This is a genomic window from Kitasatospora sp. NPDC093102 (assembly GCF_040683915.1).
GTDB lineage: Bacteria > Actinomycetota > Actinomycetes > Streptomycetales > Streptomycetaceae > Kitasatospora.
Genome location: NZ_JBFBFA010000028.1, coordinates 83,221 through 93,629, shown reverse-complemented (window position 1 = coordinate 93,629; position 10,409 = coordinate 83,221). Strand labels below are relative to the sequence as shown.

12 protein-coding genes are annotated in these 10,409 nt (G+C 71.5%); 2 read left to right on the top strand and 10 right to left on the bottom strand.

Going from position 1 to position 10,409, the window contains the following annotated elements; translation table 11 throughout:
• Positions 1 to 146 precede the first annotated feature (146 nt).
• The 4 genes from AB0O11_RS27670 to leuA form a co-directional block, all read right to left on the bottom strand.
• Positions 147 to 980, bottom strand: a complete 834-nt coding sequence (locus tag AB0O11_RS27670; protein ID WP_363392180.1) for an isoprenyl transferase — start codon at positions 978 to 980, stop codon at positions 147 to 149.
• 4 nt (positions 981 to 984) lie between these two features.
• Positions 985 to 1,731: a DNA repair protein RecO gene (gene recO / locus AB0O11_RS27665; RefSeq protein WP_224279474.1), complete on the bottom strand. Its 747-nt coding sequence runs from the start codon at positions 1,729 to 1,731 to the stop codon at positions 985 to 987.
• A gap of 219 nt (positions 1,732 to 1,950) precedes the next feature.
• On the bottom strand, positions 1,951 to 2,526 hold the full coding sequence (locus tag AB0O11_RS27660) for a TerB family tellurite resistance protein (RefSeq protein WP_363392178.1): 576 nt from the start codon (positions 2,524 to 2,526) through the stop codon (positions 1,951 to 1,953).
• Positions 2,527 to 2,885: 359 nt separating this feature from the next.
• Positions 2,886 to 4,682 carry a 2-isopropylmalate synthase gene (gene leuA, locus AB0O11_RS27655; RefSeq protein ID WP_363392176.1) on the bottom strand — a complete coding sequence of 599 codons (1,797 nt, stop codon included), beginning with the start codon at positions 4,680 to 4,682 and terminating at the stop codon, positions 2,886 to 2,888.
• 340 nt (positions 4,683 to 5,022) lie between these two features.
• Between leuA and AB0O11_RS27650 the strand changes: the two genes are divergently transcribed.
• Complete coding sequence (locus tag AB0O11_RS27650) at positions 5,023 to 6,045, top strand: M4 family metallopeptidase (protein WP_363392174.1); 1,023 nt, start codon at positions 5,023 to 5,025, stop codon at positions 6,043 to 6,045.
• A gap of 104 nt (positions 6,046 to 6,149) precedes the next feature.
• Positions 6,150 to 6,416 carry a protealysin inhibitor emfourin gene (locus tag AB0O11_RS27645; RefSeq protein ID WP_049651101.1) on the top strand — a complete coding sequence of 89 codons (267 nt, stop codon included), beginning with the start codon at positions 6,150 to 6,152 and terminating at the stop codon, positions 6,414 to 6,416.
• Positions 6,417 to 6,510: 94 nt separating this feature from the next.
• Here the strand turns inward: AB0O11_RS27645 and era are convergent, their stop codons facing one another.
• From era to AB0O11_RS27615, 6 genes are all read right to left on the bottom strand, one after another.
• A complete protein-coding gene (gene era, locus AB0O11_RS27640; RefSeq protein ID WP_363392172.1) occupies positions 6,511 to 7,440 on the bottom strand; it encodes a GTPase Era in 930 nt (309 codons plus the stop codon).
• 69 nt (positions 7,441 to 7,509) lie between these two features.
• The gene (locus AB0O11_RS27635; RefSeq protein ID WP_363392171.1) at positions 7,510 to 7,677 is read right to left on the bottom strand and encodes a hypothetical protein; all 168 of its coding nucleotides are present in this window, start codon (positions 7,675 to 7,677) and stop codon (positions 7,510 to 7,512) included.
• Between the two features lie 136 nt (positions 7,678 to 7,813).
• The gene (locus tag AB0O11_RS27630; RefSeq protein ID WP_189917993.1) at positions 7,814 to 8,167 is read right to left on the bottom strand and encodes a cytidine deaminase; all 354 of its coding nucleotides are present in this window, start codon (positions 8,165 to 8,167) and stop codon (positions 7,814 to 7,816) included.
• Positions 8,168 to 8,195: 28 nt separating this feature from the next.
• Positions 8,196 to 8,750, bottom strand: coding sequence for a DUF4383 domain-containing protein (locus AB0O11_RS27625; protein WP_363392169.1), 555 nt, complete (start codon positions 8,748 to 8,750; stop codon positions 8,196 to 8,198).
• A 58-nt stretch (positions 8,751 to 8,808) separates the two neighbouring features.
• Complete coding sequence (locus AB0O11_RS27620) at positions 8,809 to 9,045, bottom strand: hypothetical protein (protein ID WP_363392167.1); 237 nt, start codon at positions 9,043 to 9,045, stop codon at positions 8,809 to 8,811.
• Positions 9,046 to 9,078: 33 nt separating this feature from the next.
• On the bottom strand, positions 9,079 to 10,404 hold the full coding sequence (locus AB0O11_RS27615; protein ID WP_363392166.1) for a hemolysin family protein: 1,326 nt from the start codon (positions 10,402 to 10,404) through the stop codon (positions 9,079 to 9,081).
• Positions 10,405 to 10,409: the final 5 nt, after the last annotated feature.

The window sequence follows — 10,409 nt, the reverse complement described above, 5'->3', positions numbered from 1 at the left end:
CCGGGCTCCCGCTCCTCCGCGCCCCCGGTGGTTATCTGGGGCCCCGGCGGGGTGGGCCCCACTCGGCCTTCGGCCGGGGGGGCCCCCGTTAAAGGACCCACCGGGCGGCTCCCGGTGGGTCCTTTCCGTCGTCCGCGCGGACGGTCTCAGCGCTGGAACGGCACCGGCGCGCCGACCTCGTTCGGGATCGCCCCGCCGAAGCGCCGGTCGCGCATCGCGAACTGCTCGCAGGCCCGCCACAGGTCGCGGCGGTCGAAGTCCGGCCAGAGCACGTCCTGGAACACGAACTCGGCGTAAGCCGACTGCCAGAGCAGGAAGTTGGACGTGCGCTGCTCACCGCTGGGGCGCAGGAACAGGTCCACGTCCGGCATGTCCGGGTGGTACATGTACCTGGCGAGGGTCTTCTCGTTGACCTTCTTCGGGTCGAGCTTCCCGGCCGCGACGTCCCGGGCGATCGCCTGCGCCGCGTCGGCGAGTTCGGCCCGGCCGCCGTAGTTGACGCACATGTAGAGCGTGACGGCGTCGTTGTCCTTGGTCTGCTGCTCGGCGACCTGGAGCTCCTGGACGACGCTCTTCCACAGCTTGGGCATCCGGCCCGCCCAGCGGATCCGCACGCCCATCGCGTCCATCTCGTCGCGGCGGCGGGCGATGACGTCCCGGTTGAAGTTCATCAGGAACTTCACCTCGTCGGGCGAGCGCTTCCAGTTCTCGGTGGAGAACGCGTACAGCGAGATGTTCTTGACCCCGAGCTCGATGGCGCCCTTGAGGACGTCCAGCACCACGGACTCGCCGACCTTGTGGCCCTCGGTGCGGGGCAGCCCGCGCTCCTTGGCCCAACGGCCGTTGCCGTCCATCACGATGGCGACGTGGCCGGGCACCAGCTCGCCGGGGATCTTCGGGGGCTGTGCGCCGCTGGGGTGCGGGGTCGGGGGGACGTACGTCCTCTGCTTGCCGCCGCCGAAGAGCCGTCGCGCTGCCATGTGCTCACTTCTCCACGTATCTCATCGAGCGGATGCCCCGCTCCAGGTGCCACTGCAGATAGGCCGCGACCAGGCCGCTGCCCTCCCGCCAGTACCGCGGCTCGCAGGCGTCGGCCGTCTGCCAGTCCCCTGACAGCAGCGCCCCGAGCAGTACCAGTGTCTCAGGGGAGGGTACGGCACATCCGGGCACTCGGCAGTCCCCGCAGAGCACCCCGCCCGCAGGGAGGGAGAAGAATCGGTTCGGCCCCTCCAGGCCGCATTTGGCGCAGTCGGTGAAGCTCGCGCCGTACCCGTTCACCGCGAGCGAGCGCAGCAGGAAGGCGTCCAGCACCAGGTGCGATTCGTGCAGCCCGGCCGCCAGCGTGCGCAGCCCGCCCACCAGCAGCAGGTACTGCTGGACGGCCGGCTCGCCCTCGTTCTCGGCGAACCGCTCGGCGGTCTCCAGCATCGCGGTGCCGGCCGTGTAGCGGCCGTAGTCGGTGACGATCGAACCGCCGTACGGCGCGATGGTCTCCACCTGGGTGCAGAGCGGCAAGCCGCGGCCGACCAGCTCACTCCCCCGGCTGAAGAACTGCACGTCCACGTGCGAGAACGGCTCCAGTCGGGCGCCGAACTTGGACTTCGTCTTCCGCACCCCGCGCGCGACCGCCCGCACCTTGCCGTGCTGGCGGGTCAGCAGGGTGATGATCCGATCGGCCTCGCCGAGCTTCTGCGCCCGCAGCACGACGCCGTCGTCCCGGAAAAGACTCATGGGGACCATTCTCCCCCACCCGCCCCGGCGCCGGACGGCCGTCCTCGCCGGGCGCCGGACAGCCGTGTTGCCCGCACCGGCGGCCGTGGGGGAGGACCACTGCGGTGCGGGTCACGGCGGGCCCGGGGTGGGGAGGCCGGGCCCGTTGTGGGGGATTCGGAGGTGGTCTTCGGATCTTCGGAGGTGCGGTCGGCGCCGCCGGGCGAGCAGCGAGCGGCGCTACTTGTACGGCGCCCTGGTCGCCGCCTCCAGCAGCGCTCCGACCCGGGACTGCGGCAGGTCCAGGCAGCGCCCGACCGCGGTCAGCGCCTCGCGCTCCTGCGGCAGGTAGCGCCCGTCCGCGAGCGCGATCGCCGCGCCCTGCAGCAGCAGCCGCTCGCGGCCGTGGTGGGCCAGGTGCGGGGTGAGCGGTTCGAGCACCGCGTGCAGTTCGACGGCCAGGCCGCCGAACTCCCCCAGCCTCCGGCTGGGAGGTGTCCCCGGTTCGTGGGCGTCGTAGAGCTCGCCGCCGAGCCCGGAGAGCGCGGCGAGCGCCGCCAGCACCTGGGCCTCGCCGCAGTCCTCGAACCCGGCCTCGCGCACCGCCGCGCAGGCCGCGTCGCGGGCCGCCGGGTGGGCGGTGCCGCCGGCCGCGAGCAGGGCCAGCGCGATGGTGTACTGGGCGTCTCGCAGCATCGCGCCGAGGCGCACGCAGGTGGGCTGCTCCAGGCTCTCGACCCCGTACCGGCCGTGGCAGCTGGTGCACTGCACGCTGCCGATCACCGGGCCGAGCGGGACCACCGGGGTCCCCAGCAACCGCAGCCACCGCCGGCCGTGCTGCCGGCGGTAGTTGCGGTCCCCGCCACAGCCCGGGCAGAAGAAGTCACCGAGAACGTCAGTCCGCCATCGCGGGCGAACACCCCACAACCTGGTCACGGCGCCACTCCCCAGACATGGCAGGCGGCCTGCTCGACAATGGGCAGGTCACGCGACCGGACACCGAGGCCGTCCCACCGACCCGGCTTTCCGGTGGATCGATGTTGCCACGGTTACCGGCACGTGTCAGTACCTCGAACGGCTTCCGATTCGAAAAAATGTGGCGCAGGCCACAACGCCCCGCGGGGACGGCGAAGGGCCGCCCCGCGGGACGGCCCTTCGTGCACCACCCGTTCGAATTAGCCGCGCTGCGAGCGGTTGACGGCGCTGATCATGGCCTTCAGCGAGGCCAGCACGGTGTTGCCGTCGATGCCCACGCCCCACAGCACCTTGCCGTCCACTGCGCACTCCACGTACGCGGCGGCCTGGGCGTCGCCGCCCTCGCTCAGCGCGTGCTCGGCGTAGTCCAGGACGCGCACGTCCACGCCGATCCGGGCCAGCGCGTCGGCGAAGGCCGAGACCGGGCCGTTGCCGGCACCGGTCAGGGTCACCGCGACGCCGTCCACCAGGGCCTCGGCGGTCAGCGCGTCCCGGCCGTCCTCGGTGGTCAGGGTGCGCGAACCGCTCAGCGAGATCCGGCCCCACGGGTTGTCGGTGGTCGGCAGGTACTCGTCCTCGAAGACCCGCCAGATCTCGGCCGGGCTGACCTCGCCGCCCTCGGCGTCGGTCTTGGCCTGGATGATCCGGGAGAACTCGATCTGCATCCGGCGCGGCAGGTCCAGCTTGTGGTCGTTCTTCAGCACGTACGCCACGCCGCCCTTGCCGGACTGGCTGTTGACCCGGATGACCGCCTCGTAGGTGCGGCCGACGTCCTTCGGGTCGATCGGCAGGTACGGCACGCCCCAGGTGTGCTCGCCCACCGGCACGCCCGCGGCCGCGGCGTCCGCCTCCAGGACGTCGAAGCCCTTCTTGATGGCGTCCTGGTGCGAGCCCGAGAAGGAGGTGTACACCAGGTCGCCGGCGTACGGGTGGCGCGGGTGCACCTCCATCTGGTTGCAGTACTCGGCGGTGCGGCGCACCTCGTCGATGTCGGAGAAGTCGATCTGCGGGTCGATGCCCTGCGAGAACAGGTTCATCCCCAGCGTCACCAGGTCGACGTTGCCGGTCCGCTCGCCCTGGCCGAACAGGCAGCCCTCGATGCGGTCGGCACCCGCCATGTAGGACAGCTCGGCGGAGGCGACGGCGGTGCCGCGGTCGTTGTGCGGGTGCACCGACAGGCAGACGAACTCGCGCCGGGACAGGTGGCGCGACATCCACTCGAACTGGTCGGCCTGGACGTTCGGGGTGGCCCGCTCGACGGTGGCGGGCAGGTTCAGGATGATCTCGCGACCCTCGCCCGGCTGCCAGACGTCCATGACCGCCTCGCAGACCTCCAGCGCGAAGTCCAGCTCGGTGTCGACGAAGATCTCCGGCGAGTACTGGTAGCCGAAGACGGTGTCCCCGCCCAGCAGCTTCTCCGCGTACTCCATCACCAGCCGGGTGCCCTCGGTGGCGATCGCCTTGGTGGCCGCCCTGTCGTTGCGGAACACCACCCGGCGGAACAGCGGCGCGGTCGCGTTGTACAGGTGGACGGTCGCCCGCGGGGCGCCGACCAGCGACTCGACGGTCTTCTCGATCAGCTCCTCGCGGGCCTGCGTCAGCACCGAGATGGTGACGTCCTCGGGGATCGCCCCCTCCTCGATCAGCGACCGCACGAAGGCGTGGTCGGTGGCCCCGGAGGAGGGGAAGCCGACCTCGATCTCCTTGTAGCCCATCTTCACCAGCAGGTCGAACATCATGCGCTTGCGGGCGGGCGACATCGGGTCGATCAGCGCCTGGTTGCCGTCCCGCAGGTCGGTGGAGAGCCAGCGCGGCGCCTTGGTGATCACCGTGCCCGGCCAGGTGCGGTCGGGCAGGTCGACGGTGCCGAAGGGCAGGTAGCGCCCGTACCGCATGCCCGAGGGCCGCTGGCGCACCGAGGCGGCGGTGATCGGGGTCGGGCGGTCGACGAAGGGACGGCCGGCGGGGAAGGGCGCGGCGGAGTTCTGCTCGGTCATGGAGGTGACTCGGCTTCCTGTGATGCGTGGTGCGGGCGGGTCGGGGGTGGTGAACACCTGGTCAACACCGACTGGCCGGCCTCTGCTGCCGCTGGCGATACACCGTCGGATCGCCGATCGCGCACAGCTCGTACCCCGCGGCGAGGGTGCCGGCCCCAGTGGACTACAGGCCCTCGACGCGGCAGCTAAGAAGAAGCAGCCCGTTGCGCATGATGGCCCCAGCGTAACCCAGCACCGCGCGCCCCCGAAGTGATCCGGGCTTCCGTTCCACTCCTTGAGACGCCGGCCGGTCATGTCAAAGGTGGTGACAACCGGTCATCGAAGCCTCACCCTGGGCCACATGACTGCAGCCGTACCGATCTGCACGATCGTCCCGCCGTACGTCCTGGACCGCCTCGCCGAGGCCGGTCACGAGCCCGCCGTCCGCTCCCTGGCCCTCGACGCCGCGCACCGCGCGGCCCGCCTCTCCCCGCCCCCGGCCGTCGCCGGCGCCCCGGGCCTCAACCGGGTCATCTACGACGCCGGCCACGCCCAGCGGCTGCCCGGCCGCTCCGTGCGCACCGAAGGCGCGGGCGCGTCCTCCGACAGCTCCGTCAACCACGCCTACGACGGCCTCGGCGCCACCTTCGCGCTCTACGCCGACGTCTTCGGCCGCCACTCGATCGACGACCGGAACCTGCGGCTGGACGCCAGCGTCCACTACGGCCGCAACTACGACAACGCCTTCTGGAACGGCCAGCAGATGGTGTTCGGCGACGGTGACAACGTGGTGTTCGGCGACTTCACCGCCTGCATCGACGTCATCGGCCACGAACTCACCCACGGCGTCACCCAGTTCACCGCCGGGCTGGAGTACCAGGACCAGCCCGGTGCGCTCAACGAGTCGGTCTCCGACGTCTTCGGCTCGCTGGTCAAGCAGTACTCGCTGCACCAGAGCGCCGCCGACGCCGACTGGCTGATCGGCGCCGGGCTGCTCGCCCCGGGCGTCCACGGCGTGGCGCTGCGCTCGATGAAGGCCCCCGGCACCGCCTACGACGACCCGCAGCTCGGCAAGGACCCGCAGCCCGCGCACATGCGGGACTACGTGAACACCTCCCAGGACAACGGCGGGGTGCACATCAACTCCGGCATCCCCAACCACGCGTTCTACCTGCTGGCCACCGCGCTCGGCGGCTCGGCCTGGGAGCGCGCGGGGCGGATCTGGTACGACGCGCTGACCGGGCGCACGCTGCCCGCCGACGCCGACTTCACCGCCTTCGCCCGGGCCACCGTGGCCGCCGCCAAGGCCCGCTACCCCGACGACGGGTCGGTCGTGGACACCGTCACCGCCTCCTGGGCGCAGGTCGGGGTCAGCCCGGGGTGACGGAGCGCCCCTGAAGGGTGGTTGAGACCGGGTTGAGGCGGGCTTAAGGTCACGGTCCGGGAAAAGCCCGGCAAAACCCCTCCCTGCGTAGCACCATGGACACCATGCGCATCCAGGTGACCCGGACCGGCGGCTTCGCGGGGATCGTCCGCCAGGCGGAGATCGACACCGCCGACCGCACGGACGCCCCGCACGTGCACGCACTCGCCCGCGAGGCCGTCGCGGGCGGGCTGCGCGCACCCTCGTACGGGGTGCCGGACGGCTTCCACTACGAGATCACCGTCGACGGCCGGTCGGTGTACTGCGCCGACCCGAAGCTCACCGACTCCCAGCGCGAGCTGGTCTCCCTGGTGCTGCGCGAGGGCGCTTAGGGCGTGGCCTGCGGACCTCTACCGGGTCCGCAGGCACGCCCGGCCGGGCCCCGGCATTCCCGCCGGGGTGAACTCCCCTATCAGGAGCCCCGGTTCAGAAGCCCAGCTTGCGCAGCTGCTTGGGGTCGCGCTGCCAGTCCTTGGCGACCTTGACGTGCAGGTCCAGGTAGACCGGCGTGCCGAGCAGCGCCTCGATGTGCTTGCGGGCAGTAGTGCCCACGTGCTTGAGCCGCGCGCCCTTGGCGCCGATCACGATCGCCTTCTGGCTCTGCCGCTCGATGTAGACGTTGGCGTGGATGTCCAGCAGCGGGCGGTCCGCCGGGCGGCCCTCGCGCGGCAGCATCTCCTCGACCACCACGGCCAGCGAGTGCGGCAGTTCGTCGCGCACGCCCTCCAGCGCGGCCTCGCGGATCAGCTCGGCGACCATGATCTGCTCGGGCTCGTCGGTGAGGTCGCCGTCCGGGTAGAGCTGGTCGCCCTCCGGCAGCAGCTTGGTGAGCAGGTCGGCGACCAGTTCCACCTGCTTGTCGCCCACGGCGGAGACCGGGATGATCTCGGCCCACTCGAAGCCCAGCTCGACACCGAGCTGCTGGATGGCGATCAGCTGCTCGGCCAGCCGCTTGGAGTCGACCAGGTCGGTCTTGGTGACGATGGCGACCTTCGGGGTCTTCTTGATCCCGGCGATCTCCTTGGCGATGAACTTGTCGCCGGGACCGATCTTCTGGTCGGCGGGCAGGCAGAAGCCGATCACGTCGACCTCGGCCCAGGTGGTGCGGACCAGGTCGTTGAGGCGTTCGCCGAGCAGGGTGCGCGGCTTGTGCAGACCGGGGGTGTCGACCAGCACGAGCTGGGCGTCCGGGCGGTGCACGATGCCGCGCACGGTGTGCCGGGTGGTCTGCGGGCGGTCGGAGGTGATCGCGACCTTCGTCCCCACCAGGGCGTTGGTCAGGGTCGACTTGCCCGCGTTGGGCCGGCCGACGAAGCACGCGAACCCGGAGCGGTACGAGGAGGAAGGGGCATTCATGGACTCCATTCTCCCTGATCACCGGAGCCCCGCCGTCCGGGCCCCACCCCCGGGGTGCTCACGGGTCGCTCAGCCCTTCTTCCCGCCCTTGCCGCCGGTGGGGATCAGCGAGACCACCACCAGCACCAGCAGGAATCCGAGCGAGCCGAACAGCCAGAGCTCCGACCCGGTCTCCTGCCACTTGCCCAGCCCCATCACGAACAGCAGCAACCCGGCGAAGAACGCCACCGCCCCCATGCCCCAGCCCCCTCACCGAGTCCACTCCCCCGGTGAGATTATCTGCCTGACATGGGTGGAGACCACGCCGCCCGGCACGGTCGCCGAAGGCCCGCCACGGGCCCCCGGCTGCCCCGCACAGGACCCTCGACGGGCCTCAGCGCGCCTCGGCGGCCACCCGCAGCGCCCCGTCCGGCCCGGCCAGCAGCACCGGCGTCCCGGCTCCGCCCAGGTCCCGCACGGCCGCCAGGTCCGCCTCGGCCGGCTGCTCCGCCTCGCTCACCACGGCGGCCGCCTCCAGCGACCTCGCGCCGCTGGCCACCGCCATCGCCACCGCCGTCTGGAGGGCGCTCAGCCGCAGCGACTCCAGCGCGACCGTCCCGGCCACGTAGGTGCGTCCGGTCTCGTCACGCACCGCGGCCCCCTCGGCGACGCCGTTGCGGGCGCGGGCCGAGCGGGCCAGGGTGATGATCTTCTTGTCTTCGGGGTCGAGCTCGACGATGTCACTCATGCCGCCGAGCATAGGCACCGGTCAGGGGTCAGTGGCCGACCGGGTGGGTCCGCCCCGGGTTCGGGTTGACGACTTTGACGAAGGTCTTCGCGGCACCGGACGGCAGCCCCTCCTCGCGCGAGACCCGGTCCCGCCAGAACGGGTTGTCGTGCGGCAGGTGGCTGCTCACCCGGCCGTACATCCCGAAAGTGGTCACGACGATCCCGAAGAGGAACGCGAACAGCACGTTCGACATCCGGAAGTTGAGGATGTTCGCCTCCGGCCGCCCGAGCACCGCCAGCCCGTAGAAGCCGGACAGCACGAACAGCAGGCCCACCACCAGGTTGAGGTTGGACGCGAAGTTCCCGCCGACCACCGCCCCGAGCAGCAGGACCGCGCCCGCCACGATGGACAGGATGCTCAGCGCCCCGTTGGTCGACAGTCCGGCGATCCGGTCGCCGTGGGTGGCCAGGAAGCCGGGGTGGTCGGCCAGCCCCAGGGACCCGAACACGATCAGGAAGATCCCCCCGGCCCCCGCCCCGACCCGCCACACCATGGCGAGCCGTTTGTCGACGGTCGGCAGCAGTTTGTCTTGCAGCGTCATGGCGACCTCCAGAGCTCGGCCATGGTCAGGCGGTGCCTCGGGCGTGCTGAGGACGTGCCTAGCTGTAGGGATGGCTCCCCTGCATGTGCGGCACCTCGTGCATGTAGAGCGAGCCGCACTGCTGGCAGCAGCGCAGCCCCGTGCCCCACTCCTCCTCGGGCCGCGTCTCGGCGTCGTCGGGCATGGTGCGGCCGCAGAGCGCCGTCGACAGGTCCTCGTCCCGCACCACGTGCCAGGACTTGACCCCGCCGGCCGCCCCCTGCGGGCCGTACTCCGCCCGGAGTTTGTGCGTCATGCCCTCCATGGTCGCGCGGCGGCCCCCGACCCGCTACTCGCCCGCCGCCTCCTCGGCCCCGGCCGCCTTGCGCACGGGCGAGGCGACCATCGAGCCGATCCGGTTGCGCCGCCCCGCCGAGGACTCGGCGGTCAGCAGGATCCCGGTCAGCCCGGTGTCCTGCGGCTCCGGCAGCGGGATCTCGCAGGAGGAGCCGGGGATCGGGACCCGGCCCAGGTGCTTGGCCAGCAGGCCGCCGACGGTCTCGACGTCCTCGTCCTCCAGCTCGATGCCGAACAGCTCGCCCAGGTCCTCCACCAGCAGCCGGGCGGTGATCCGGTACGAGCCGTCGCCGAGGTCCTCCACCGGGGCGATCTCCCGGTCGTACTCGTCGGTGATCTCGCCGACGATCTCCTCCAGGATGTCCTCGATGGTGACCAGGCCGGCCGTGCCGCCGTACTCGTCGATCACGATCGCCACGTGCGAACGGCGCTGCTGCATCTCGCGCAGCAGGTCGCCGGCCGGCTTGGAGTCCGGGACGAAGACGGCCGGGCGCATCACCGCGCCGACCTCCTCGGACTCCGCCTCCCGGTTGATGTGGGTGCGCCGCACCAGGTCCTTGAGGTAGACGATGCCGACCACGTCGTCCTCGTTGTCGCCGACCACCGGGATGCGCGAGAAGCCCGAACGCAGCGCCAGGGTGAGCGCCTGCCGGACGGTCTTGTGCCGCTCGATCATCACCAGGTCGGTGCGCGGCACCATCACCTCGCGCACGATGGTGTCGCCCAGCTCGAAGACCGAGTGCACCATCCGGCGCTCCTCGTCCTCGATCAGGTCGTCCTTCTCGGCGAGGTCCACCAGGGCCCGCAGCTCCGCCTCGGAGGCGAACGGGCCCTCCCGGTAGCCCTTGCCCGGGGTCAGCGCGTTGCCGAGCAGGATCAGCAGCCGCGGGATCGGACCCAGCACCGCGGCCAGCGGCAGCAGCACGAAGGACGCCGCGGTCGCGGTGGTGAGCGGGTGCTGGCGCCCGATCGTGCGCGGCGAGACCCCCATCGCGACGAAGGACACCAGCACCATCACGCCGAACGCCAGCAGCACGGCCTGCCAGGTCGGGCTGACGTTGCGCACGCACACCACGGTGACCAGGACGGCCGCCGCCATCTCGCTGGCCACCCGGATCAGGGTGGCCAGGTTGAGGTAGCGGATCGGGTCGGAGGCGACGGTCAGCAGCCGCGCGGAGCCGCGCCGTCCGCTGCGCACCGCCTCCTCCGCCCGGAACCGGGAGACCCGGGAGATGCCCGCCTCGGCGCACGCGGCCAGCCAGCCGAGCACGACGAGCAGCACGGCACCGAGGATGAAGCTCGTACTCTCACCACTCACAGGGG